General features: G+C 48.9%; 26 protein-coding genes. 23 read left to right on the top strand and 3 right to left on the bottom strand.

All coding sequences use genetic code 11. The features are described from left to right. The first annotated feature begins 84 nt into the window (after positions 1 to 84). The 4 genes from ACU70B_RS04710 to ACU70B_RS04725 all read left to right on the top strand — a co-directional run bounded on the left by ACU70B_RS04710 (position 85) and on the right by ACU70B_RS04725 (position 3029). On the top strand, positions 85 to 837 hold the full coding sequence (locus ACU70B_RS04710; protein WP_447185192.1) for a NifB/NifX family molybdenum-iron cluster-binding protein: 753 nt from the start codon (positions 85 to 87) through the stop codon (positions 835 to 837). 17 nt (positions 838 to 854) lie between these two features. Next, entirely contained in the window at positions 855 to 1208 is a 354-nt protein-coding gene (locus tag ACU70B_RS04715) for a NifB/NifX family molybdenum-iron cluster-binding protein (RefSeq protein ID WP_447185193.1), read from the top strand. Positions 1209 to 1338: 130 nt separating this feature from the next. Next, entirely contained in the window at positions 1339 to 2181 is an 843-nt protein-coding gene (locus tag ACU70B_RS04720; protein WP_447185194.1) for a nucleotide-binding protein, read from the top strand. After that, complete coding sequence (locus ACU70B_RS04725) at positions 2178 to 3029, top strand: 4Fe-4S binding protein (RefSeq protein ID WP_447185195.1); 852 nt, start codon at positions 2178 to 2180, stop codon at positions 3027 to 3029. The genes ACU70B_RS04720 and ACU70B_RS04725 overlap by 4 nt, the downstream gene beginning before the upstream one ends. Positions 3030 to 3344: 315 nt before the next feature. Here the strand turns inward: ACU70B_RS04725 and ACU70B_RS04730 are convergent, their stop codons facing one another. Continuing rightward, positions 3345 to 4625: a thiolase family protein gene (locus tag ACU70B_RS04730; RefSeq protein WP_447185196.1), complete on the bottom strand. Its 1281-nt coding sequence runs from the start codon at positions 4623 to 4625 to the stop codon at positions 3345 to 3347. Between the two features lie 225 nt (positions 4626 to 4850). Between ACU70B_RS04730 and ACU70B_RS04735 the strand changes: the two genes are divergently transcribed. From ACU70B_RS04735 to trxA, 5 genes are all read left to right on the top strand, one after another. After that, positions 4851 to 4997, top strand: coding sequence for a hypothetical protein (locus ACU70B_RS04735; protein WP_447185197.1), 147 nt, complete (start codon positions 4851 to 4853; stop codon positions 4995 to 4997). 272 nt (positions 4998 to 5269) lie between these two features. After that, positions 5270 to 6421, top strand: coding sequence for a hypothetical protein (locus ACU70B_RS04740; protein WP_447185198.1), 1152 nt, complete (start codon positions 5270 to 5272; stop codon positions 6419 to 6421). 14 nt (positions 6422 to 6435) lie between these two features. Next, on the top strand, positions 6436 to 7158 hold the full coding sequence (locus ACU70B_RS04745) for a PRC-barrel domain-containing protein (protein WP_447185199.1): 723 nt from the start codon (positions 6436 to 6438) through the stop codon (positions 7156 to 7158). A 20-nt stretch (positions 7159 to 7178) separates the two neighbouring features. Continuing rightward, the gene (locus tag ACU70B_RS04750; RefSeq protein ID WP_447185200.1) at positions 7179 to 8399 is read left to right on the top strand and encodes a peptidoglycan binding domain-containing protein; all 1221 of its coding nucleotides are present in this window, start codon (positions 7179 to 7181) and stop codon (positions 8397 to 8399) included. Between the two features lie 290 nt (positions 8400 to 8689). After that, the gene (trxA, locus tag ACU70B_RS04755; RefSeq protein WP_447185201.1) at positions 8690 to 9013 is read left to right on the top strand and encodes a thioredoxin; all 324 of its coding nucleotides are present in this window, start codon (positions 8690 to 8692) and stop codon (positions 9011 to 9013) included. A gap of 59 nt (positions 9014 to 9072) precedes the next feature. On the opposite strand, the gene ACU70B_RS04760 is transcribed toward trxA, so the two are convergent. Then, positions 9073 to 10404 (bottom strand): replication-associated recombination protein A, encoded by a 1332-nt coding sequence (locus ACU70B_RS04760; RefSeq protein WP_447185202.1) that lies wholly within the window; start codon positions 10402 to 10404, stop codon positions 9073 to 9075. A 178-nt stretch (positions 10405 to 10582) separates the two neighbouring features. Here ACU70B_RS04760 and mnmA point away from each other — a divergent pair, with 178 nt between their 5' ends. From mnmA to ACU70B_RS04830, 14 genes are all read left to right on the top strand, one after another. Then, positions 10583 to 11596, top strand: coding sequence for a tRNA 2-thiouridine(34) synthase MnmA (gene mnmA, locus ACU70B_RS04765; RefSeq protein WP_447185203.1), 1014 nt, complete (start codon positions 10583 to 10585; stop codon positions 11594 to 11596). 91 nt (positions 11597 to 11687) lie between these two features. Continuing rightward, positions 11688 to 12161, top strand: a complete 474-nt coding sequence (locus ACU70B_RS04770; protein ID WP_447185204.1) for a PRC-barrel domain-containing protein — start codon at positions 11688 to 11690, stop codon at positions 12159 to 12161. Beyond that, positions 12151 to 12327 carry a YrzR-like zinc ribbon domain gene (locus ACU70B_RS04775; RefSeq protein ID WP_447185205.1) on the top strand — a complete coding sequence of 59 codons (177 nt, stop codon included), beginning with the start codon at positions 12151 to 12153 and terminating at the stop codon, positions 12325 to 12327. Before ACU70B_RS04770 ends, ACU70B_RS04775 begins: the two co-directional genes overlap by 11 nt. A gap of 41 nt (positions 12328 to 12368) precedes the next feature. After that, entirely contained in the window at positions 12369 to 12560 is a 192-nt protein-coding gene (locus ACU70B_RS04780; protein WP_447185206.1) for a hypothetical protein, read from the top strand. Further along, a complete protein-coding gene (locus ACU70B_RS04785; protein ID WP_447185207.1) occupies positions 12560 to 13579 on the top strand; it encodes an AI-2E family transporter in 1020 nt (339 codons plus the stop codon). The genes ACU70B_RS04780 and ACU70B_RS04785 overlap by 1 nt, the downstream gene beginning before the upstream one ends. Before the next feature lie 90 nt (positions 13580 to 13669). Continuing rightward, a complete protein-coding gene (alaS, locus tag ACU70B_RS04790; protein WP_447185208.1) occupies positions 13670 to 16306 on the top strand; it encodes an alanine--tRNA ligase in 2637 nt (878 codons plus the stop codon). Between the two features lie 54 nt (positions 16307 to 16360). Beyond that, the gene (locus ACU70B_RS04795; protein WP_447185209.1) at positions 16361 to 16615 is read left to right on the top strand and encodes an IreB family regulatory phosphoprotein; all 255 of its coding nucleotides are present in this window, start codon (positions 16361 to 16363) and stop codon (positions 16613 to 16615) included. Positions 16616 to 16674: 59 nt separating this feature from the next. Next, positions 16675 to 17103 carry a Holliday junction resolvase RuvX gene (gene ruvX, locus ACU70B_RS04800; RefSeq protein WP_447185210.1) on the top strand — a complete coding sequence of 143 codons (429 nt, stop codon included), beginning with the start codon at positions 16675 to 16677 and terminating at the stop codon, positions 17101 to 17103. A 54-nt stretch (positions 17104 to 17157) separates the two neighbouring features. Then, positions 17158 to 17445, top strand: a complete 288-nt coding sequence (locus ACU70B_RS04805) for a DUF1292 domain-containing protein (protein WP_447185211.1) — start codon at positions 17158 to 17160, stop codon at positions 17443 to 17445. A 145-nt stretch (positions 17446 to 17590) separates the two neighbouring features. Next, positions 17591 to 19045, top strand: coding sequence for a VanW family protein (locus tag ACU70B_RS04810; RefSeq protein WP_447185212.1), 1455 nt, complete (start codon positions 17591 to 17593; stop codon positions 19043 to 19045). Between the two features lie 168 nt (positions 19046 to 19213). After that, positions 19214 to 20251 carry an endolytic transglycosylase MltG gene (mltG, locus tag ACU70B_RS04815; RefSeq protein ID WP_447185213.1) on the top strand — a complete coding sequence of 346 codons (1038 nt, stop codon included), beginning with the start codon at positions 19214 to 19216 and terminating at the stop codon, positions 20249 to 20251. Positions 20252 to 20353: 102 nt separating this feature from the next. After that, complete coding sequence (locus ACU70B_RS04820) at positions 20354 to 21571, top strand: peptidase U32 family protein (RefSeq protein ID WP_447185214.1); 1218 nt, start codon at positions 20354 to 20356, stop codon at positions 21569 to 21571. After that, complete coding sequence (locus ACU70B_RS04825) at positions 21572 to 21820, top strand: DUF4911 domain-containing protein (RefSeq protein ID WP_447185215.1); 249 nt, start codon at positions 21572 to 21574, stop codon at positions 21818 to 21820. A gap of 95 nt (positions 21821 to 21915) precedes the next feature. Then, positions 21916 to 23664: a peptidoglycan D,D-transpeptidase FtsI family protein gene (locus ACU70B_RS04830; protein ID WP_447185216.1), complete on the top strand. Its 1749-nt coding sequence runs from the start codon at positions 21916 to 21918 to the stop codon at positions 23662 to 23664. A 44-nt stretch (positions 23665 to 23708) separates the two neighbouring features. Here ACU70B_RS04830 and ACU70B_RS04835 read toward each other — a convergent pair whose 3' ends face one another. Then, complete coding sequence (locus tag ACU70B_RS04835; RefSeq protein ID WP_447185217.1) at positions 23709 to 25625, bottom strand: AMP-dependent synthetase/ligase; 1917 nt, start codon at positions 25623 to 25625, stop codon at positions 23709 to 23711. Positions 25626 to 25806 lie beyond the last annotated feature (181 nt).

Genomic DNA, 25806 nt, shown 5'->3' on the forward strand with positions numbered 1-25806 from the left:
GCCCTGCTTTTTATTTATTAAAAATTATTGACATATGCCCGAAATAAAAATATAATTAATTAATAACAGACAGGAGAGAGTATTATGGCTCGGCAACCCAAATGCAGGCACGTAGAATTTATTCCGGCAATCACATCCTTTAAGCCGGCGGGCATTCCGCGTTTTTGCATGGAGGAAACAGTACTTCTGGTGGAAGAAATGGAAGCTATTCGCCTTAAGGATTACCTGGGAATGGAACAGGAAGAGTGCGCCCATAAAATGCAGGTTTCCCGCCCTACCTTTCAACGTATTTTAATTGAAGGCAGGGCGAAAATTGCTGAAGCGCTTATAACGGGTAAGGCCATACGTATTGAAGGAGGCGACTACTGCCTGGGCGGAAACCGGTGCCGACGCCGAGAGCGCCTGGGAAAAGAAATGAACGGCTGTCCCTATTCAAGAATGGGGGTTCGGGGCAAAAATGACCAACAAAGGAGGCCGGGTCAAATGGGAAATATTATTGCTGTTTGCTCATCGGGAGATTCCATGGATAGCATGGTAGATGGACGCTTTGGCAGATGCCCCTATTTTATCCTGTGGGACAGGGAAAAAACTGAACATAAAGCATTAACCAACATGGGTTCGGAACTTAACCATGGAGCCGGTACGGGTTTAGCCCAGGAACTGCTCAATCAGGGAGTCGCAATCCTAATATGCAGCCGGATCGGCCCCAAAGCCTTTACGGTTTTAAATAAGGCGGGGATAAAAATTTTCGGAAGCAACGAAGGGATAACAGTGGCAGCGGCGCTGGAAAAGCACCGGGCAGGTGAGCTTGAACCGTTGGAATCAGCCAACAATTAATAAGGAGGAATATGATAATGAGAATTGCACTGGCAGCTGAAGAAGACAATGTATGCGGGCATTTTGGACACTGTGAGCGCTTTGCCCTCTATGACAGTGAGACGAAAGAGTGGGAATACGTTGATAATCCCGGTCACCAACCTGGTTACCTGCCGGAATATTTGTCCGGGTTAGGCGTTGGGATGGTAATTGCCGGAGGTATGGGTGCCATGGCCCAGGAACTGTTTGCCCAAAAGAATATAAAAGTGATCGTAGGTATACAAGGGAATCTCGAAGAAGTTATTGGCCTTTATGAAAAGGATAATCTGGTGAGCAGTGGTGCGGTATGCCAGGAACACGCGCATGCCGGTGACTGCGACTCGCACAGGTAAACAGTCACACTCACTCTTATGGTCTGGAGCCTGGCTCCGGATTTTTTTTAAACCTAAAATAATTGGCATATGCTCATTAAATAGATTACCAAATCGATTAGAGCGTGTGTTAAAACAGAAGGTGAGAACAATGAGACTGGCAATTGCCGGCGGCAAGGGAGGCACAGGCAAAACCATGATAGCTGCCTGTCTGGTGGAGTATCTGGGTAATAACGAGGTAGCATTGTTTGACGTAGATGTTGAAGAGCCTGATGCACATTTTTTTCTTGGGCATGAAATCCTGGACAAGAAAAACCATTTTCGCCTGGTTCCCCGAATAGATGCAAACAAGTGCAATTACTGCGGCTTATGTGCCCGAATCTGTGCTTTTAACGCCCTGGCGGTCTTGCCCGGAGAGGTGCTTCTGTTTCCGGAGCTGTGTCATTCCTGCTCAGCCTGTCTCCATCTCTGCCCTAGCCGTGCGATCAGTGAAGAAGAACATCATACCGGAGAGATAGAAGAAGCCTTACTGTTTGGCGGGGGAAAGATGGTTAGCGGCTTTCTTGATGTGGGTGAACCACGGGCCACCACTTTGATTAATGCGGTGAAGCAGTATGCTCAAGGCATTAACTGGAATATAATTGATTGCCCTCCGGGCAGCAGCTGTCCGGTAATCGAAGCTATCAGATACTGTGATTATTGTCTGCTGGTAACAGAACCTACGCCATTTGGGCTTCACGATTTGGAACTGGTGTTGGAAGCATGCCGGATGCTTGATATACCGGCCGGAATCGTTATCAATCGCTGGCAGGGCAGTGACGGTAATATTGACCATGCTGCGGCACGGAACGGAGTACCGGTTTTAACCCGGATACCATTTATGCCGGAGTTGGCCCGGGCCTATTCCCGGGGAAAAAATCCTCTGCATGCTGCGCCCTGTCTGTATAAATCGATGGAAGAGATAATCCGGGGTGTAAAGGAGGCCTTGGCGTGAAGGAAATACTGATACTAAGCGGCAAAGGAGGCAGCGGTAAAACCTCACTCACGTCCTCGTTTATCGGATTCAGCAGTAACTGCATGGCCTGTGATTATGATGTCGACGCCTCCAACCTGCCCCTGCTCTTTCAGCTTGACACAGTAGAAGAACACCCGTTTACCGGCGGACAGGTTGCCGGTATAGACCCTGCTCTATGCATAGGCTGCGGTTTGTGTGAGGAACTATGTCGTTTTCAGGCTATCAAAAGTTTGCAGGTCGTCATCCTGTCCTGTGAAGGCTGCGGATTATGTGCCCGCATCTGTCCGGTGCAGGCAATTAAAATGGAAGCCCGCAGTTCCGGCCGCTGGTTTTCTGCCCCTTTGCCCGGAAAAGGGAGTATTTTTTATGCGGAATTAAAGCCGGGGGAAGAAAATTCAGGCAAGTTGGTAGCCTGTATGAAAGAGCAGGCCCGCCATACTGCTCAGAGCGAAAATATTGACCTAATCATCGCTGACGGTCCGGCCGGGTTGGGATGCCCGGTTATATCTGCTTTGACTGCAGCAGACCTGGTGGTTATGATTGCCGAACCCAGCATCAGCGGCATCTCCGACGTTCAAAGACTCTATCACCTGGTAAAGGCCAGAGGGATAAAAACGGTATTAGTAATCAACAAGCATGACATTAATCCGGGAGGTACTACGCAACTGGAAAATTGGGCAACGGGTGAAGGTATTTCTATTTGCGGGAAAATACCTTTTGATACCAGGGTGGTTGCTGCAGTTGCATCAGGGATAGTGCCTGGGAGTATCGCCGAAATAAGGCAGCAGCTTAAACCCATTTGGGAGGAAGTACTGCTCCATATTTGACAGACCGCAAGAGAAAGGGGGTATAAAAATGCCGTGGGGAGATGGAACCGGACCTAGGAGCATGAAAGTGGACGGCTCAGGCGCCCGACCCGCAGTATTGCAATGCAGGACTGCCGGCGCTAGAAACTGGCGGGGTCAGGGAACGGGTATGGGCCGGGGCAACCGTGCCCGGCTCAGGGTTTGCAACCCGGGTGTACGTCCCGGATGCAGGCGTAGCCGGCCAGACAGTGGCTAGGGAGTTCGAGGGTTAGAAAAGCAGGAGCTTTCGAGCTCCTGCTTTTTTAAGATTTGATCACGATTAATGTGCAATAAAGCCTATTTTACCCTCTGCCAGATAGCGGCAGCGCCATGGCCGTGGCCTATGCACATGGACTCCATAATGTATTCAACATCTGCGAAATCGGGATCTTTGAAGAGGGCGGTGATGTCACAGGCGATGCGGGCACCGGTGCAGGCCAGCGGATGGCCAATGGAGATTCCGGAACCCCAAACGTTTACACGATCTTTGGGAAGTCCCAGGGTGTCTCTGCAGTATACCGACTGGGAGGCAAAAGCTTCGTTAACTTCCCACAGGCCAATCTGATCCTGAGTCATGCCGGCTCTTTTCAGGGCTTTGGGGATGGCTAGCGTGGGTCCGATACCCATGATGTCGGGCTCCAGGCCAACAACGGCCCAGGAGACCATTTTCATTATCGGCTTCTTGCCCAGCGCTTTGGCACCTTCTTCGGTAGCCAGAACTACGCCGGCGGCAGCGTCATTAATCTGGGAAGAATTGCCGGCGGTAACTGAAGCGATTTCATCCTGCATAAAAACAGGGGCCATAGCAGCCAGGCTCTCCATGGTGGTTTCGGGACGCACACCCTGGTCACGAGCACATACGACTTCGGCCAGTTCGTCACCCTTTTCAGCAGCGGCTTTAGCCAGGTGATCTGTAGCCACATAGGCAGGAGCAACACCGAACGGATTGGTGTTCTTGGCCGCTTTGGCCGGAACTTTGCACTGGATGGGAATCAGGACGTCTTTGGTCTTGTTGGCAGCCTGAGCCGCGGCACATTTCAGGTGGGATTCCATAGAGAACTGATCCTGCTGCTCACGGCTGATGTTGAAACGACGAGCTACGATTTCAGCTGTGTAGCCCATGTTAATGGCCATCATGTTCATGTAGTTGCCCAGATCGGGATGAACATCGGCTCCGGCTCCCATCGGAATATGAGACATATGCTGGCAGCCGCCGGCGATGGCAACATCTCCGCCCCAGCCGTTCATCATGGTAGCAATGGCGAATTCAATGGAGTTTAAGCCGGATGCGCAGAAACGGTCTACGGTACATCCGGGAACGTCATAAGAGCCGTCGGAGAGTATCCAGGCCAAACGGCCGATGTTGAGACCTTGCTCCATAAAGGCATTGGCGGTTGCTGCCCATACTACGTCATCGATGATACCCTGTTTGGCTTTGTCTTCCAGACCGACCCTCTTTCTCAGTTCTTTGAAGACAATCGCGGATAATTCGTCAGCACGAACATTGGTAAACCAGGATTGCTTGCCTGCGCGAGCCACCGGTGTGCGCGCAGCCTCGACTACGAATACTTCCTTCATTTAAAATCCCCCTTAAATATTTTATATTTTTCTCTCTACACTGCCGGCTAAAAGCCTACCACTCACAGTTACATTTTACCAAATAGTGTGAATAAAAAAATTAATAATAATATTACAAAAAGTATCATAGTTCAACAAAAACGATGTTATAATTACATTCATCTTTGCAATTCGTCTCGAATTCAAAAAAAACTACAGAAAAGGCGCGAACAGGAGGAGATTTTTATGAGAAATTTTACTAAATATTACGAAAAATTAATCAAGGGTTGTAAAAAAACAATGTTATTTTTGCACAAAGATACAAATGGACAAGTCTCTGCCCATATTTTTAAGAGCGGCTTAAGACAACAATCTGCTGGTATGAGCAAATAATTCGGAATATCCTCTATTTTAGGTTAGTAAATGAAGGAAATCGGAACTAACTGTCGAAGAAATACTAGGGTAATAGTGTTAGGGTGATGATGATGAAAGAATACATACTTTATGTAATCCTAATTTTTATTCCTATTGGCGGCCTTATGATATATCTGCTGCGTAAGGACGGCCTTCCGGGAAGATACATAAACATTATATTATTACTGTCCCTGCTTATTATTTTGTCTTTTCCCATAAGCATGGAACGGTTGGGCAGGCCAGTCTCGCTTATGATTTACATATTGGTGCTGGCAGCTATGGCTTGGTGTTTACTCAAGGCTAGAGTTGGCAGTTTTGCTTTGTCTATGGTGCCGGAGCTCCCTACGGCTAACCAGCCTAGTAGCGTTAATACGGCTTTATTGGAACCTTCTCGGTTGGTGTCGGAAAGCAATGATAGCCTGCTTTCAGTTGTGGAGCCTACCGCAACTGAAGCAGCAGAAAAAATCATTGGCAATGAAAAACCCGAGCCTGTTCCCGGGGGGCAGAGTGAAGAATCACCGTTAATCCCAGGTGAAACAAGGGCGGACGGGGCTGGTGGGTTGGCAGCACCTGCGGGAGATAACGAGCAATTGCCGGTGCAGGTATTGGAATCGAGTCCCGCTATTGTACCAGATAAGATAACTTCAGATTGGGATGAGGCAAAGGTAATCGCCGAACCTCATGAAGCGGCTGATGAAGCAGGAAAAGAGGCGGGTGTAGATATATCGGAACGGCAGAGTCTGCTGGCAACTACTGCGCGGGAAAATCAGCCCGTTGAAAAAGATGGAGAAGCCCTTATTATCGCTGTACCCTTGCCGACTGAGCTGCAGCAAAGCGATGGCGACACCGGTGAACCGTTGACTCCGGAATCAACCGATACGGTTTCCGTGCAGCAAAACGAAACAGATTCCGAACTGGAGCAGATGAAAGAAGCATCTGCGGTATTGACCGCTGTTTCCGGTGATACGATAGAATCATTTTCTTCAGATCCGCCTGATAAGGAAGCAGCAGACACCAATGCTGACGAAGACCGGCTGATCAGTCTGATCGATTACGCATTTGCCTGCCGCTCCGCCGACCTGGCTGAAGCTGCCCGGTGCTTTGAGGAGGCTTGGCATTTAACCTCCGATTACGAGCTCAAATACCTGCTAACAGTGGAACTGGCTGAGATATTTAAGGAGAGCGGCTGGTATAAAAAAGCGGCGTCGATGCTAGACAGCTTTATTGCCCTGCCCAACCATAAATCTGATATAATAAACGAAATTAGCCGTCAATTCGATTATATCAGCCTGCTGGCAGCAGAGCTGGAGCGCCTGGGTATAAGCGACTTGCCTGTATCCAGGATACCTAGGTGGGTTCGTCTAAAAGTGGATGCGGAAACGAACCACCAGGAGTATAGATGAAGGGAGAAGCGATAATGAAAAAAAGCCAGGAGATTATTGGCCTGCCTGTCTTTTCCATCGTGGATGGAAGAAAGATTGGACAGGTTAAAGATCTGGTGATTAATCCCGAAGAGGGTAAACTGGATTTTATTCTGGTCAGTAACGGCAGCTGGTACGTGGGGGCCAGGGTTCTGCCCTACAAGGCAGTTATGGGCATAGGCGAACATGCCGTGACTACTGAGAGTGAGCACCTTTTGTCCAACATAAACGATACCTCCAGTGCCAACACTTTATTGCAGCGCAACATTGAACTTAAGGGCAATCGGGTTTTAACCAACAAGGGGAATTTGATCGGGGTAATAAGCGAATATGAGGTTGACGAAACCAGCGGCAAAATAACCCGTCTGGAGTATAAGACGGCTCAGGATGAATCTAAAATTGACATAATCGAAGCTGGCGATGTGCTGACCTATGGAACTGATGTCGTAGTAGTCCGGGAGAGACAGGATAGCCCCAATCCTACCAGCCCTAACGAGCCTGAGGATAATGCCTCCAAGCCTTCCGGCGGGGAGACTGATGGAGCTGCTTTTTTCAAGCAGAGACAGAGACAATTCCTGTTGGGGAAAAAGCTGGTCCAGGATATCAAGGATGGGGCAGGCAACATACTGATTGCTGAAGGCACCATGGTTACGGAAGATATTATAAATCTGGCCGAACAGCATAACCGCTTTGTGGAACTCTCTCAGTGCGCCAAGTAGCATAACTGCAGGTGTGGAAAATGGTAGACTCTAGAAAACATGTGGCCCGGATTGTTTTACTGCTGGTAGCGGCAGTAATGCTGACGCTTTTTCTCGCCTCTCTGGCCCTGGCTAAAAGAGATGCCAAGGTTTATCCTTCCAATATTGCAGTAAGTGGAGTGGAGCTAGGCGGGTTAAGCCGTGATAAAGCCGGCCGCGTTCTGGCCGACCGGTTACCAGCCAATTATGGTAGCCATTTGCTGCTTCAGACCCCTTCCCGCTCCTTGAGCATACCGATAGACCAGGTGAAGATAGCCTATGATATTCCCGCTACCCTTGCCAAAATCGATGTTTCCCTGCAGCCGGAGGGTATAGCTGGTATTTTTCAGCATAGCATTGCTCGTGGTAGTACTCAGGATATAGCACCGGAGATAAATTGGAATACAACTTTACTGCAAGAGCAATTAAATAGAATAAAGCTTGCTTATGACCAGCCGGCCATTGATGCACGCATCCTGTACAGTAACGATTACCTTGATTACATCAGCCATAAAAATGGCTATTCCATAGACATCACAGCCAGCCTGGATAATGTCTGCGCTGCCCTGAAAAAGGGCTCGCTGGGGCCTATCCCTCTCGCTACCCGAGAGACTCATCCCCGGGTAAGGCTGGAAGACATAAAAGAGGTCAAAGATATACTGGGGATCGGGGGGGATAAAATAAATCAGCCTCCGGCAGATTTTAGACCCTTGCTGGAAATATGTAATGGCTCGGTTGTTATGCCGGGAGAAAAGTTTTCATTGGCCAAAACTATAAGAGCCAGACATTCAAAGATCAATAAAGCTGCACTGACTGTGGTAAATGATATCCTGTACCGAACCTGCTCTCAGGCAGGACTTGAGCTGGTTGAACAGCGAACCGGCTTTATAAACAACCTTCAACACCCGATACTGATTACCTCAGCAATAGAGGGGAACAGCTTGGTTACTAAAATATTTGGCTGTCAGACCGAAACCGGCAAAGAAATAAAATTTATAACTGAAAAAGAGGAGCTAGCCCCAGGGTTTGAAATTAAGGTTAATAAGAAACTATCACCTCAGCAGCGGATTGTTTTACAGGAGGGCAAGAGCGGATACATCAAGCGCAGCTACCGTGTAGTAAAGGTTAATGGCAAAGAAATGGAAAAGAACCTTCTGTCTGAGGAGTTTACCCCTGGACGGGATACAATAATAGCCGTAGGCCCGGGAACTATAAAAAAATAAGTCGGGGCCGCGGGTATCCGAGTATATTATTTACCGCTAATATGCATGGAATAAGATAATGGTGGCAACCTCTTTATAGGGAGGACTTATTTTTAAGCTTATGTTATAATAAGCCTGAATTTTTAATTCATGAGCAGGAGGAATTAAAATGGATGAATTAGCTAAACAGGTAAAATCTGATATGCTCAGAACCCTGATATGGACAGTTATTTCCTTGAGTGCGGCTATAGCCGTAGTTTACATTGGCTGGTAGCCTGCAGAATTTAACTGGAAAGAACAGGAGGGATATTATGGCGCTAACTGAATTAAATGCAGATAACTGGGAACAGGAGGTAATGCAGTCAGAGCTTCCGGTTCTCGTTGACTTTTGGGCTCCCTGGTGTGGTCCCTGTAAAATGGTGGGACCGGTGGTAGAAGCCCTGGCAGCTGAAAATGCCGGTAAATTAAATGTTGGCAAGCTAAATGTTGATGAAAACAAAAGTATTGCCATCCAATATGGCGTTCGCGGTATACCCACACTTGCCTTTTTCAAGGACGGGCAGGAGATAAAACGTGTAGTGGGCTCCCAGGGTAAAGAGCAACTGCAAAAAGTCATTGACTCAGTACTGGGCTAATAGCAGAGGGGACATTATTTTGTCCCCTGTTTCCGGATGATTGTACAGGCCATCTCCGATCAGGGTTGGGATGGCTTTATTTTTTGTGTAAGCATAGCCATGAAGTCTTTGATTTTCTTTTCATAGCCATTATCTTGCGCTTGGTAGAAATGGCTGCCTTGCAGTTCGGCGGGGAGATAACTTTGCTTTACATAGCCCCCGTAATCATGGGGGTATTTGTAGCCCTTACCTTTGCCCAGCATGCTTGCTTTGGAATGCGAAGCATCAGCTAAGTGTGGAGGTACGCTTATCTTACGGCTGCTGCGTACTGCAGCTATGGCCTGGTCAATAGCTGCCTTGCTGCTGTTGCTCTTGGGAGCGGTGGCCAGATAAATAGCAGTCTCGGCCAGGGGGATACGTGCTTCCGGTAGTCCCACAAACTCCACTGAGCGCGCCGCAGCCGTTGCCAGGGTAAGTGCATAGGGGTCAGCCAAGCCGATATCCTCTGCTGCATGAACAATCAGTCGGCGGGCAATAAACTTGGGATCTTCCCCTCCCTCAAGCATTACTGCCAGCCAGAACAGGGCGGCATCAGGGTCGGAGCCGCGTATGCTTTTTATAAAGGCAGAGGTAGTGTCATAATGATAATCTCCGGTTTTATCATATTTCAGCATAGGTTTTCCGGTAATCTGCTCCAACAATCGGGCATTAATATGTAAAGTGCTGCCAGGCTCGGCATAAGAATTAACCGCTGCTTCCAGTATATTCAGGGCCATACGGGCATCCCCCTTGACCAGACTGATGATAATGTCTATGGCTTCTTCATCGATGCTGATATCGAAACCACCCAGGCCTCGCTCCTCATCCTGCAGAGCCTCTTCCATTATTAGACGGACAGCTTTTTCGTCCAGCTCTTTCAGGATATAAAGCCGCAGGCGGGAAAGCAGAGCATTGTTAAGTTCATAAAGCGGATTTTCGGTGGTGGCCCCGATGAGCAGCAGCGTACCGTTTTCGACAAAAGGGAGCAGTACATCCTGCTGGCTTTTATTGAAGCGGTGAATCTCATCGACGAACAGGATAGTGCGCTGCTGATAGAATTTAAGGCGCTCGGCAGCATCGGCGGCAATTTTCTTTATGTCGCTGACCCCACCGGTTACAGCCTGCAGCATTTCAAAATGGGAATTGGTCATGCGGGCAATGATGCGGGCGATGCTGGTTTTACCCGTACCAGGAGGGCCAAACAAAACAAAGGAGTGAAGATCATCCTTTTCTATGCCCCTCCTTAAAGCCGAGGTCCTGCCTACAATATGCTCCTGACCCCGCACTTCATCCAAATGGCGAGGCCGCATCCGATAAGCCAGCGGAGCCGGCTGCTGTCTGTTTCTGTTCTCCTGTAAATCAAAAAGGTCCATAAGCCTGTTTGGAACAGGGCCTGCTTTCCTGTCCCATCTCCTTATCCCGTAAACTCTTGCAGTAATTATAGAATAATTTGTTGCCGCATGCCATACTGGTTGAAGCCGACCTTGTTTGATGATATATATAGTTGGAAAAGATAATGGCGTGGGCTGTCAAGTATAAGGAGATTAAAAGATGAAGGTAGCCGTTCTCATGAGTGGTGGCGTAGACAGTACGGTAGCTGCTCTGCTGTTAAAGGAGCAGGGCCATAAAGTAACAGGCCTTACCATGATCAACTGGAATCCGGGGGTGGCAATAAAAGCTGCTGAAGCTGCTGCGTCGATTGGGATTAAGCATCTGGTAGCTGACCTGCGCAAGCAATTTCAGAAGAGGGTCGTTGATTATTTTACCGGGATTTATGAGCAGGGCCAGACTCCCAATCCCTGTGTTATGTGCAACCGCTATATAAAATTTGGCGGTCTTCTGGATTGCGCCCTGGATATGGGCTTTGAAAAAGTGGCTACCGGGCATTATGCCCGTATTGAACATGATAAGGGACGTAAAAGATACTTGCTCAGGAAAGCAAAATATCTGCCCAAGGATCAGAGCTATTTTCTTTATGCCCTAAATCAGGAGCAGCTTGGTCATATTCTCTTTCCGCTGGGCGAGATGAGCAAGCCCCAGGTAAAAGAGATAGCCCGGGAGCATAATTTCAAAGTCGCCGCAAGCAAGGAAAGTCAGGAAATCTGCTTTATTGAAGGTGATTATCGTGATTTTCTTAAAGGAAGGGTCAAGTACCAGTCCGGGCCAGTGGTGGATTTGCAGGGAAACATACTGGGAAAGCATCAGGGTCTGCCTTTTTATACCATAGGCCAGCGTAAAGGTCTGGGCATCAGTGGCGGAAGGCCTCTCTATGTGGTGGCCCTGGATCCGGAAAACAATCGGCTCATACTGGATGGCCGGGAGCATTTATTCGGTAAGTCCCTGACCGCAGTTAACAATAATTATGTCTATTATGAAAACCTCGAAGAACCGCTGGCGGTACAGGCCCGCATACGTTACCGGGCCCAGGATGCTCCTGCTCGGCTATCGCCGGAGGGTGATAAAGCTGTACTTCACTTCGATAAACCCCAGCGTGCCATAACCCCGGGGCAGTCCGCAGTCTACTACCTGGGCGAATACGTCCTCGGCGGCGGAACCATAATTTAAGCGGTTGGTCAGAGGCGACGGGGGGACACTTCTTTTGTCCCCTTGTTTTTTCGTCCTGCATTATTTTTTCCTACCGGGAAAACCTATCCCTATGAAGATAAGAAATATTAAAAACCTGCCGGTGTTTGACCGGGAAAGCGCTAAGGTAATTGGACGGGTGGAAAAAGCGGTAGTAGGGGATGACTACCGCCTGGCCTATCTGATTATCGAAATGACTGAAGGTGAACCCGGCATGGTTTTGCGTAAAGATATGGACATAGGGGAAGCATCAGTAACCATCAACAGCCGCCAAAGTATTAAATCCTATGTTGCCGGGGAAGAATTATCAATATATCAGAAAAAACTCGGCGATACTGTTTTTGACCAGGGAGGCAGAGAATTGGGCACAGTAAGCGATTTCATCTTTTCTCGGGATAATATGAAGGTCTGGGGAGTGGAAATATCCTCCGGCGCCATTAAGGACATATTACAAGGGCGGGAGGAAGTTCCCCTGGAACAGGTTAGTTGGAGAACTGCGGAGAGCGCCGTGCTATTTGATGAAGGGAGCAATGGTGATGATTATTAGGTGTCCGGTATGCAATGGTATGCAAATTGGAAAAGTTGGCAATGAACAGTATTACTGCTGGAATTGTTTTATGGAATTCAACTTCAACAAAGGAAGGGTGAACCTCTACGAAGTAGCCGAAGACGGCACTCTGGTTTCTATGGACAAAGCTTCAGAGCTGCTTTAAAGGAGTGCCTATTATTAAACTTGTACCGGGAGGTGATTGGCGTGCGCGGATATTGGAACGGGCTGTTTATGGGTGCCCTGGTAGGGGCCGCGGCCGCTGCGTTTTACAAAAACAATCAAAAACGGATTAAACGCAGTACCCGTCAGGTCAAGGCCAGATATAAAAGAGCCGTGGATATAATCAATGATGCCGAGGAAGACCTGAGCGCTCTGATTGGAAAGCAGGAGTCTTGATGCAGCTAAATTCCCGCAAGTTATCCCATTATTTTATCTTTGCCGTTGCGCTCATAATCAGTATCTATTTTCTCTATCTGGTAAGAGAAGTACTGCTTACCTTTTTTCTTGGGGCCCTTCTGGCCTACCTGCTTTTTCGCCCCGTAGCCTTCATCGAAAAAAAAGGATTGAAACGGGTATGGTCTATTATTGCACTATATCTGGCAGCAACTGTCCTATCAGGTATAATACTGGCCCTGGTGATACCAGGATTGGTAAAGGAACTGAGCAAGCTGGCCGAACTCTATCCCCAGTATGCCCAACAGGCCCAACAGATGGCGGGAAGATTAAATGAGATAAACGCGCCGGAACAGCTAAGCCAGGTGATAAATAAAAACCTGGGCAGAATTGAATCCTATATCTATCAGGCGCTCAATAGCTTCTTGGGCGGCTTTTATAATTTCCTGGGTAAAATCCTGGCCCTTATTTTCTCCCCCATTCTGGCTTTTTATATAATGAATGACTGGGAGAAAATCAGAGAGAGTTTCCTTAACCTCTTTTCTCCCCGGGCCCGCCATGAGATTACCATGGTAAGCCACCAGATTGACAATGTACTCATAGAATTCATCAAGGGACATTTGATGGTAGCCGCTTTGGTTGGTTTCGGGATAGGCATATCGGCGGCTCTAATCGGGGTAAAGTTCCCCCTCCTGATTGGAATACTGTCTGGAATAACCAATCTGGTTCCGTACTTCGGCCCCATCCTGGGGGGCATACCCGCCGTCGCTTTGGCGGCATCCGAGTCTTTTCGGCTGGCCCTGTATATGACCGTGGCCATCGTGCTTATTCAGCAATTGGAGAGCAATCTGGTCACCCCTAAGATAATGGGCGACAAATTAGGCCTGCATCCGCTGGTTATAGTCTTTGCCTTGCTGGCCGGGGGCAAGCTGCTGGGCATCTGGGGCATGCTCTTTGCGGTACCGGTAACCGCGATATTGAAAGTAATTATCGGATGGAGTTATTTAAAGCTGGTGGAATGACGAAGCAGCGCAGAAGAGCTTTATTGACAGAGGTGCTTTTATAAAAGAAAATAGATTAGAGTACTTTAAAGGGAAAGAGGAGGCCAAACCGTGTGGACAAGCGATAAAATCAGGAGCACCTTTTTAGAATATTTTGCCGATAAAGGTCATAGTGTAGTGGAAAGCTCGTCGCTGGTACCAGTAAATGACCCCACCCTGCTGTTCAGCAATGCGGGCATGAACCAATTTAAGGACGTTTTCCTGGGAATAGACCGGCGCAGCTACAGCCGGGCAACGACGGCTCAAAAATGCGTGCGGGCCGGAGGCAAACATAATGATTTGGATACGGTCGGAAGAACTGCCCGGCATCATACCTTCTTTGAAATGTTGGGTAATTTCTCTTTCGGAGATTATTTTAAGGCTGACGCTATTCGATACGCCTGGGAATTCCTGACCGAAGTTGCGGGCTTACCCCAAGACCGCCTCTGGGTCACCATCTACCGGGACGATGACGAGGCCTACACCCTGTGGCAGGAGCTTACGGATGTAAATCCCCGGCGGATTCTACGTCTGGATGAAAGCGATAATTTCTGGAGTATGGGTGATACCGGTCCTTGCGGCCCCTGCAGCGAAATCCACTATGACCGGGGAGAACAATATGCCTGCGGGTCCAACTGCGCTCTGGGAGTCTGTGACTGTGACCGCTGGCTGGAAGTATGGAATTTGGTCTTTATGCAATATAACCGGGATGAAACCGGGCTTCTCACCCCTTTGCCGCATCCCAGCATCGATACGGGTATGGGATTGGAAAGGCTGGCTTCACTTCTGCAGGGTGTTGACAGCAATTTTGATACCGACTTGTTTACCCCCCTTTTAGCCCAGATTGAAAAGCTCAGCGGCCAAAAATATGACCGGGGGGAAAACGGGTTCCCCTTCCGGGTTATCGCCGACCATAGCCGCGCCTGCACCTTCCTTATAGCCGACGGGGTGCTGCCCGCCAATGACGGACGGGGCTACGTGCTGCGCCGGATACTGAGAAGGGCCTTGCGCTTTGGGCGTCTGTTGGGAATAAACAAAGCTTTTCTTTACCAAAACGTAGATGTGGTCTGCTCCATCATGGGCCGTTCCTACCCGGAACTTCTTGAGAAATCGGACTTCGTCAAGGAGGTCATAAAAATGGAGGAAGAGCGCTTTCTGGTGACCCTCAATGAAGGCTTGAAAAAGATTGAGGATATCCTGGAGCAAGCCCGGGAACAGGGCCGTAATGAAATAGAGGGGGAAGAAGCCTTCATGCTCTATGATACCTATGGCTTCCCCCTGGACTTGACCGAGGATATGGCTGAAGAAAATGGGTTTACAGTAGACAAAGACGGCTTCAGCTCCATGATGGAGGAACAGCGTCATCGCGCACGTCAAGCCGGCAAGGGAGAGAATGCTTTTGCCCGCGACATTCAGATCGCGGAATTATTAACCCATACCCCACCAACGTATTTCAGCGGTTATGAAAAACTCAGGGATAAAGCTTCTCTGCTGGCTATAATTAAGGATGGCGAATTATGCGACCAAGTCGCCGACGATGAATTATTGGTTGTTGCCGCCAGTACTCCCTTCTATGCGGAAAGCGGGGGACAGGTGGCAGACAGCGGTATAATTACGGGTAAATCGGGCAAAATGCAGGTTGTGGATGTACAAAAGGTAGCTTCCTGGTTTATTCATCGGGGTCTTTTAGAGGGGAGCCTGCAGACAGGTGAAGAACTGCAGCTGGAGGTAAACCAGCAGCAAAGGACGGCCACGGCCAGAAATCACACTGCCACCCACCTCCTGCATCGGGCTCTGCGTCAGGTGCTGGGGGAACATGCCCAGCAAAAAGGTTCACTGGTCGAGCCTTCGCGTCTGCGTTTTGATTTTTCCCACCTGGCATCACTGGATGAGGATGAACTGGAAGCCATTGAAAATATGGTCAACCAAGCCATCTGGACCATGTATCCGGTTGACACCACCGTCACCGGTATCAACCAGGCCCGTGAAATGGGGGCCATCGCTCTATTTGGAGAAAAGTATGGAGATCAGGTGCGGGTAGTACAGGTAGGGGACTTTAGCCAGGAGCTCTGTGGTGGTACCCATGTCGGAAATACCGGTCAGATAGGCTTGTTCAAAATAATCAGTGAAGGCAGCATCGGCTCCGGCCTGCGCAGGATTGAAGCTTTTACCGGCAAATATGCCCTGGATTATCTAAACCAGGCTGATGCTGAACTAAAGGCAATAGCTAATACTCTGAAAGCTTCCCCTGATGATATCCACCATAAAGTCGAGAGCTTGACCCGCAATTTAAAAGATAAAGAAAAAGAAATAGAGAGCCTCCGCAGCCGTTTATCACAGGCCTCCAGTGCTGATTTATTGCAGAAGGTAGTTCAGGTTAACGGGGCTCGGGTTTTAATTGCCAAGGTAGAAGGGGTCGACGCTAATACTTTGCGTCAGAACGCTGAAATGCTTAAGGATAAACTGGGCAGTTCGGTAGTGATGCTGGCTTCGGTTATAGAGGACAAGGTTCTCCTGGTCTGTTTTGTCAGCAAAGACCTTACCGGCAAAGGTCTGCACGCCGGGAAAATAGTAGGCGCCGCTGCCAAAGCTGCTGGTGGGGGGGGCGGAGGAAGACCGGATATGGCTCAGGCAGGAGCCAAGGATAGCGGAAAAATAGACCAGGCTATGGCTGCTGCCCGCCAGATAATAGAAAAAAGCTTTTCATAATGGCTTGAAACTAGTAATATCAATAATAGGAAGCCTTAAAGAGGGGGTGTTTATATGCCTCAGGTATCTGATGAAACCGTCAGCTTCAATAAGGAACGTGATGACAGCAACAAGGTGCAGGCTATTTTACAGGCGGTTTATGCAGCCCTGGAGGAAAAGGGTTACAATCCTATCAACCAGCTGGTAGGTTACATGATTTCCGGGGATCCGGCATACATAACCAGTCATAACAATGCCCGCAGCCTGATCTGCAAGGTAGACCGGGATGAAATATTGGAAATCCTTTTGAAGAACTACCTGCAAAAATAACGCTTAAGCCCCATGCTCAAAGTATGGGGCTGTTTTTACCTGTTTAAGGAGTTGCATTAATGAGAATAATGGGTTTAGATGTGGGGGAAAAGAGAATAGGTATAGCTATCAGTGATCCTATGGGTTGGACCGCTCAAGGACATTCGGTGCTGCAGCGCAGTGAATTGGAAGCAGATTTAAAGCAGATACAGCAAATATGCCAGGACTACGAGGTAGAAAAGATAGTAGTGGGACTGCCGTTAAACATGGATGGAAGCATCGGGGCCAAAGCCCTGGAGATACAGGAATTCGGCACAGCGGTCAAGAACAGGTTGACCGTTGCGGTAGAGTACTGGGACGAGCGTCTTAGCACCCGAAGCGCTGAAAGGATCCTGATTGAAGCGGATGTATCCCGCCGCCGCCGTAAACAGGTCATTGATAAAATGGCGGCGGTGAACATTCTGCAGGCTTATCTGGATCGTTTGGCCTCCGGCTCCAGGGGAGTTTGACAAGGGTGGGCATTAATATTAGAATGACTTTAGTTTGCAGAAAGAGGTGTAAAGATGAGCAACGAGGAAGAGCTTTTTGATGACGAGTTTTATACCCTGGTACTGGTGGATGATGAAGGTGAGGAACATGAATTTGAACTTCTGGCCGAACTGGAGATAGAGGATGAGGTCTACCGCGTACTTATGCCCATGTCGGAAGAGGAAGAAGATGAGGACGTAATAGTCATCCTGAAGGTAGTCCACGATGACGAAGGCAATGAGCTCATGAGTGAAATTGAGGATGATGACGAACTGGAGATGGTAGTTGCGGCCTGGCAGGAACTGGAGGACATGGAAATCTAGTCTCTTACCCCAAAGAGCCCATAGAGGCTCTTTTTTTATTCGTCAAAATATGAGGAATGCGGTAAAATGAATAAGTCCAGAGATTTTTCGTTATATATTTACTAGATGACAGGCAGCGACAATTAACATTCTGGGGGCAGCGCTATTGATTCAGGTAAAATGGAAGTCAATCATTATATATGTGCTGGTTCTTCTCCTGGGCATCAGCGCAGCATTGGTTTTATATTTCTACCAGGTGTTTTATAAGTCCCATCACTTTTTGCCTGGTGTGCGTATTGCCACCATAAACGTAGGCGGTTACGACCAAAATGGCGCAGCCGATTTACTGGCAGCAGAGTTTGACTATCTGTCTGATACCGGGATTTCGTTTAATTATCGCGATTACCAGTACGATACCAGGCTGGGGGATTTGGTAGATTCCCCTGATCCCAGAAAAATAATCGTTGACGTTTGGGAGCAGGAGAGACACCGCAACCTTTTTTCCAAGGTGTTTAATTTGGATGGAGCTGAAGCTATAGAATATCCGGTCAAAATTACGTATGACGCCCAAAAACTCAAGAACATGGGCAGCGACTGGAAAGAGCATTTGGAATCCGAATGCCTAAACGCGCGGTTGGAAATAGACCCGGTAAAAGGACTGGTAGTAATACCGGCGAAAAAGGGCATACAGGTTGACATTCAGCCTACCCTGGCTGCTCTGCCGGGGGAATGGCAGCCGGCGGAAAATATTAATATTAAAATCGCCGTCCAAGAAATAGAACCTAGAATCAAAGAGAGCGATTTACACGGGATGGGGGAAATATCTTCCTTCAGCACCTGGTACAATCCCAGCCAGACGGATCGCTCACATAATGTGGCTTTGGCTACCAGAGCCCTTAATACCACCATGGTGGCTGCGGGCGAGGTATTCTCCTTTAATAAAACGGTAGGCCCCCGACTCCCGGAAGGCGGCTACCGGGATGCCATGGTTATCGTGGGTGATAAATTTGAACAGGGCTTGGCGGGGGGAATATGCCAGGTTTCGTCCACCCTTTATAATGCCTGCTTGCTGGCAGGGTTAAAGATTACCGAGAGGCATAACCATAACCTGGCAGTTGCCTACGTACCGCTGGGCCAAGATGCAACCGTATCCTACGGTACGCAGGATTTCTGTTTTCAGAACAACCTGGGTGATCCTATTTACATATGGTCTCAGGCCGGTAACGGCAAAGTGACAATGAGGATATATGGCAAACTGAAATACAAGCAAAGTATCCAGGTCAGCCATATAGTAGACCAGGTTATAGATTTTAAGGAAATCAGAGAAACCAAAGAGGATCTGCCGCCGGGTACTACCAAAATTGAACAGAACGGCAGCCCGGGCTATGTGGTAAGATCATTTCGCACCTTTTTCGGCAATGACGGTAATATAGTCCGGCAGGAGCAACTAGCCCGGGACAACTACCGCCCCTTAAACCGTCTGGTTTATGTAGGTCCGGCGGAAAGTTCACAGCCCGGCGGGGAGCCCCCGGAAACGGAAGATCCCACCCATACAAGTCCGGAAGAAAACGAAGGCGGAAATGCTGCAGAGGATGGCAGCGATGTTGAACTCAGGGGATAAGAAGCAGCCACAGGGAGCAAGGTAACGGTTCCCTTTGCTTCCGGGAGGACTCCCCCGATCTCTTACCCCAAACCATAACAGGGCTATTCTGCGAACTGTGCGAGCATAAGTTGCACCCTTAGGGAATGTAATCTGCGGTTATTTTAATTATAATTAGGTGAAGAGGATATGATGGAAATAAAAGTTAAACAGCCCCGCAAAAATAAAGGCCGTATGCTGATTATATTTATAGTTTTACTGACTATTAGCGGTTTCTGCGGCAGCAGGTTCGTTAACCTGCAATACCTTCCGGTAGATGCAAATAATAAAACACCGATAGATGTTTTTATACCCGCAGCATCCAGCGCCCGCCAGGTAGCGGCGATTCTGGAAGAGCACCAGCTTATTCGCAGCCAGAGCGCCTTTCTGTCTTATTGCCGCAAAGAAAAACTGGATGTACAGTTAAAACCGGGGCATTACTCTTTCAATCGCAGTCTGAGCCTGGCCCAAATAGCGCACAGTATCGCTGAAGGCCGGGTAGTCAAAATCAAAGTAACGGTGCCGGAAGGATATACCGTAAAAGAAATCGGGGCTATGCTGATGGAAAAAGGGGTGTGCACGGAAGAATCATGGCAGGAAGCTATAAAAGCAGATTACCCCTATGAGTTTTTGCAGGATGTACCGGCCAGCAGCAAATATCGACTGGAGGGCTTCCTATTCCCCGATACCTATTATATTGAAGAAAACACCAGCAGCCGAGAAATCATCAGTATGATGCTTGAAAATTTTGTCAACCTTTGGAACCAGGAATTTGCCGCTCAGGCCAAAGCTGAAAACATGAATGTTTACGACACTGTAATACTGGCTTCATTAATTGAGGAAGAGGCTATGCACGATGATGAGCGCGGTACCATATCCGGGGTCATTAAAAACCGGCTGCGGGACGGGATGTACCTGCAGTTATGTCCTACCGTCCTGTACTGCTTTGACCAGAAGAAAACCAAGCTAAATAATGCTGACCTGGAAGTAAATTCCCCTTATAACACCTATCGTAATCCAGGTTTGCCCCCCGGCCCCATTTCCAGTCCGGGCAGAGCATCGATAGCAGCAGCCCTTAACCCGGAAAAACACCCGTATTATTTCTATGTATCCAAGGGGGACGGCAGCCACTACTTCTCCCGCACCTATGAAGAACACCTCCGGGCCATGTCCCGATACATAAAATAGTACTATAGCACTGATTAGCAGAATTATACTCCTTTTTCCGAATAATAATAACTAAAACTGCGCAACCGGATAAATTTTGCTTCTTTTGCATGGAGGAATGATATGAAACTGCCGGAGCTGCTTATGCCAGCAGGCAATCTGGAAAAACTGAAAACCGCCATACTATTCGGGGCTGATGCCGTTTATCTGGGAGGCAAGGACTTCAGCTTGCGGGCCGCGGCTGATAATTTTACCCTGGAAGAAACAGCGGATGGATTAGCTTTTGCCCGTCAGCATAACAAAAAGCTTTATGTGACCGTGAATATCCTGGCCCACAACCGGGATATCGAAGAGCTGCCTGCCTATCTGGAGAAGATGGAGGAAATAAAGGTGGACGGGCTTATCGTATCTGACCCGGGGGTTATAAACCTGGCCCGGCGCTATGCTCCTTCACTCCCGCTTACTCTCAGCACCCAAGCCAGCGTAACCAACTATGAGGCTGCAGCATTTTACTGCGACCTGGGGGTCAAACGTATTGTGCTGGCACGTGAGCTTAGCCTGGACGAAATTCAGGAAATCAAACAGCGGGTTAACATAGAAATCGAGATATTTATTCACGGGGCTATGTGTGTTTCCTACTCCGGCCGCTGTCTGCTCTCGCACTATATGACCGGAAGAAGCGCCAACTCCGGTACCTGTGCTCATCCCTGCCGCTACCGCTATGCTTTGGTGGAAGAAAAACGCCCCGGTCAGTACTTCCCGATAGAGGAAGACCGGTGGGGAAGTTATATCTTAAACTCCCGCGACCTCTGTCTGCTGGAGTATTTGCCCCGACTAATAGAAACAGGAATTGAGTCCTTCAAAGTAGAAGGGCGGATGAAAAGCCCGCTCTATGTGGCCAGCGTAGCTTCGGTCTATCGTCAGGCAATCGACCGTTATATTGACCGGAGAGAAGAGTTTTCGCCGGAAGATCTGGACAACTGGATAGAAGAACTGGCCGGAACTGCCGCCCGGCCTTTTACCAATGGATTCATTGCAGGGGAGTCTGCCCTTCTGCAGGATATTAATAAGCAGGAAAAGCATGCCAGGACGGAATTCTGCGGCATCGTTCGCGGCTACCACGATGGCAGAAACATGTTGCAAATAGAACAGAGGGCAAATTTTGGTCCTGGTGACCCGCTGCAGCTGATGGCGCCGGGGGGGGAAAACCTCCCTCTGCAGCTTAAGGAGCTGTATGATGAAGCGTTCAACATAATCGACCGTGCCCGTCACGCCCGTCAAACCGTCTATATCCCTTACCCCGTACCCTTAAGCGAATACACCATCCTGAGGCGGGGTTAGGTGCATGGATGCGGAGGCGGTTCTTTTGAACCCGAAAGGCAGGAAAACATGATGGCATCAGAAATTAAAGCCCAGGTTGCTCCAGAAAACATCGATATGCTTACCCGCATAATAGAGGCTTATAATCATTTGGGCATTGTTTCTACCCTTGACCGTGAGCAAGGCCTGGTCATTATCCGCGGCACCGAAGACACCTGCCCGGAACTGGAAAAAATCTTGCATCACCTGCCGTTTGCTATCAAAATATGATAAATTGGACTGTTCCCGATACTATTATGCTTTCGGTATAACTAACCCCTGCGGAGCCAAAGATAATAACAGGCTTGATGTAAAGGGGTTTTTTTTTGTCATACAAACGGGTTTTTATAATAATGGCTTTTTTTCTCGTAGCTGCCAGCGGCTTATTGGCTAAACTGGGATATTATCAGATTATAAAAGGGCAGGAGATTGCCCGGCAGGCGGTAGTCATGCGCAGCCGACAGGTGGAGCTGAAAGAATACAACCGGGGTGATATACTGGATTGCAACCTGCTGCCCATAACTGGTACCCGGGCCGAAACTGCTGCTTATTGCCTGCCCCGGGAAATGAGCAGAAATCATCCCTCTGATAGCAGTACCGCGGGGCAACCGGCAGTTAAATCAGGAGAGCAGGCCCTCATCCGGGCAGCCCGGATATTGGCCGAGGTTAGCGGGAACCAGACCAGCCAGCAGTTGTATAAGGAATTAAAACAGGCAGCCAAATCCGGAAAGCCCTTTGTCCGTATCGCCTCCAACCTTACCCCGGAACAGACCGCTCGCATAAACTCTTCCCGGCTCACCGGGGTGGTGGTGGCTCCGGTGATAAGGCGCTACCCTGAGAACGGTTTTATGGCTCATCTCCTGGGTTACAGCAGCGCGGGAGCAAACAACAAAGGAATAACCGGTCTGGAAAAGTGCTACGATAATGTTCTCTGTGAAAATACCGGCTCGCAAGCACTGACATCGATTCTGGATGCCCGGGGGATAGCTATCCAGGGGTTAATGTTTAAACTGCGCAACGAGCAGGAGCATTACCAGGGTACCGTAGTTTTAACCATAGACAAAAGGATCCAGGAAGCAGTTGAGCAGGCCATGAATGAACGGATAAAATGCGGAGCCGTAGTAGTCATGGATGTAAGCAGCAAAGAGGTACTGGCCATGGCCAGCAGACCTACCTTTGACCCCTATGAAGTTGAAAAAATCGTGGAAGACGATGAAAAGGGCAGCCTTAATAATCGAGCCTTGATGGCCTACCACCCCGGCTCAATCTTTAAAATACTGGTTGCAGCGGCAGCTTTGGAAGAGAAACTGGTTGTCCTTGGAGAGCAGTTTAACTGTCAGGGGAAATATGTCTTTAACGACCAGGTATTCATACCTTGCTTGAGGGAAAAGGGCCATGGCAACATTAGCTTCGCTGAAGCTTTTGCCCTATCCTGCAACCCCAGCTTTATTGCCACAGGACTTAGGCTTCACCGTGAAGGGTTGATAAAATATGCCGAACGCTTGCATTTGACTGACGAAAAGCTTCTGGGCTATGGTGAATATGAGGCTGGATCCCACATTGCTATAGAGAATGCGGATCCGGCGGTCGGCAATGCCAGTCTGGGTCAGGAAGGGGTAATGCTCACCCCCTTGCAAATATGCAATATGGTAGCTACCATAGCAGATGACGGTCGTTATGCCCCGCCGGTACTGGTGCGTTTCACCGTTGACCGGGAAGGGGAGAAACAAATGCTGACCCGGCCGGATAAAGAACAGGCGCTCAGCCCGGAAACCGCCCGTACCGTACAGCAGCTAATGGAAAAAGTGGTAACCGAAGGAACCGGTAAAAATGCAGCCCTGTCTGAGGTAAGGGTGGCAGGTAAGACAGCCACCAGCCAGACCGGCAACTATAATCCCAATGGAGAGGAATTACTAAACACCTGGTTTGCCGGCTACTTCCCGGCTGAAAAACCCCGCTGGGCCATAGTGGTCCTGGCAGAAGGGGGAAAATCCGGTGCTGAAAACGCCGCTCCGGTATTTAAAGCCATTACCCAGCAGATGCTGATGTATGGGGTCAGGCCGCTAACCCGCTAACTTTTCTTCTCAGATAAGTTCGCGGGTTAGCGGCCTGACCCCATCTAGTACATCTCGTCTATCAGGTCTTTGTATTTTTCGAGGATGACTTTGACCCGGGTTTTTTGGGAGGGGGTCACTTCTCCGTTTTCTTCGCTGAAACGGCGGTTTAACAGGCGAAAGGCGCGAATGGATTCGTAGCTCTTAAGTTTGGCATTGATTATATCAATCTGGTCCTGCAGGGCCATTTTTACGAAATCATTGTCAATAATATCGTCACCCACTTCGACCACTCTGTGTATACCGTCAATTTCGGCATGCTTAAGCTGGCACTCGTCAAAAGGTATGCCGTGATTGCGCAGAACCCGGATGATAAAGTTAAAATTGGGCACTATCAGGGCTCCGATATACTCCCGATCCTGGCCGACGATGGCAACCTGGTCAATGAGCCCGGAACCGGCACATAGGGCCTCGATGCGTGCCTGAGCTACATTTTTGCCGTTGTCCAGTACAATCATCAGTTTCTTGCGATCCACTATACGAATGTAGCCGTCAGCATCAATCTCAACTATGTCCCCGGTTTTAAACCAGCCGTCTGGGGTAAAGCTCTCTCTATCAGCATCTTTATTCCGGAAGTATTCCCGAATGATACCTTGCCCCCGGATAAGCAGTTCTCCATCCTCTTCCCGTCTAAATTCAACCCCGGGACAGGGCGGGGATATACAGGCTATTTTATATCTATTGGGGCAGGATACGGCGATGCCAGAACCGCTCTCGGTAAGCCCATAGCCCAGCATAATATTAAAGCCCATGCCTACCAGTTTTGCTTGCAAATCGCTGTCCATATAGGCGCCACCGATGATCATGGTCTGCAAACGCCCGCCCAGGGCATGATGGATACGCCAATAGACCGTGTTGTATGCTTCCAGCCACTCCTCACGCAATGCCCCCTGCAACTGCTGTTCAATAGGTATAGTGGTATCTATAAAACCATTTTCCGTCTGCAGGGCGGCAGTAGTACGGACGGCTACGTCTACCGCCTTTTCCCAGGCCATCCGCCCGTCCTTGGTTGCCATAAATGCTTTTTGAAACCCTAAAAACAGGGTGGAAGCAATGCGCGGAACCCAGGTCACCCAGTTGGGCCTTATGGTAGTCATGTCGGTCAGGATATTCTCGGGTGCACTGACAAACCCCAGGGTACCTCCGAGCAGCATTGGTCCCAGGTAGCCGTGAATTTTTTCCATGATATGGGAAAGGGGGAGATACACCAGAGAGACCATTTCAGAGTTCTCTATGCGCCCATAATTATAAAAGTGACGGTAAATGCGGGTACAGGAGTCCAAAATGTCCTGGTGGGAAAATAAGGCGGCTTTAAGATTATCGACTGAGCCCGAGGTATAGACCAGCATGGCGGGACTGTCAGCCTGCAGGGATTTGAGTCTGGCTTTTAACTGGCCATGGTGTTCCTGACGAACTGCCGCCCCCATGCCGATTAGCTCTCCAAAGCCGAATATATTTTTATCATTGCCATGAAACGATTTTTCCAGGCAGACCAGGTATTGCAGTGAAGGGATATCACTGCGGTGAGCGGAGATGTCCTGCACTGCCTGCCGGCTTTCCACAAAGAGCAATTTGACCCCGCTGTGGTTAGCCACCGCAATAGTTTCGGTTGCAGATAGTGAAGGATAAATGGATACGCTGACTGCTCCGGCATACACACTCCCCAGATCGGCCCAGGTCCAGCGGGCGCTGTTGCAAGCTTTGACGCCTACAAAATCACCTGGGTTTATACCCAGCTTAATCAGCCCCATAGCCAGGTTCTCAACCCCCGTAAGCAGGTCGTTATAAGTTATAACTCGCCACTTCCCACCCTCTTTAAAAAGGTTGGCCGGGCGATTGCCAAAGTTCATTTGAATATTGTAAAGTGCCCGGGGAATGGTATGTACCTTTTCGTCAAACAGGCTTAAAATGCTCCCATCCATCAGTTTACCTCCTCAGTCTGGTATTGTAGCAGAGGGGATATATGACTGTATATACGTATTCTGTATTAGATAGAATATTGTGTCAATAGCATAATGAATCCGGGCTGGCATCAAAGCAGGCCAACCGAGTGGATACCTAAATTTACCGGTCAAATTGAAGCACACTTCACCGGGCGCCTTC

This window comes from Syntrophomonas curvata, assembly GCF_052976825.1.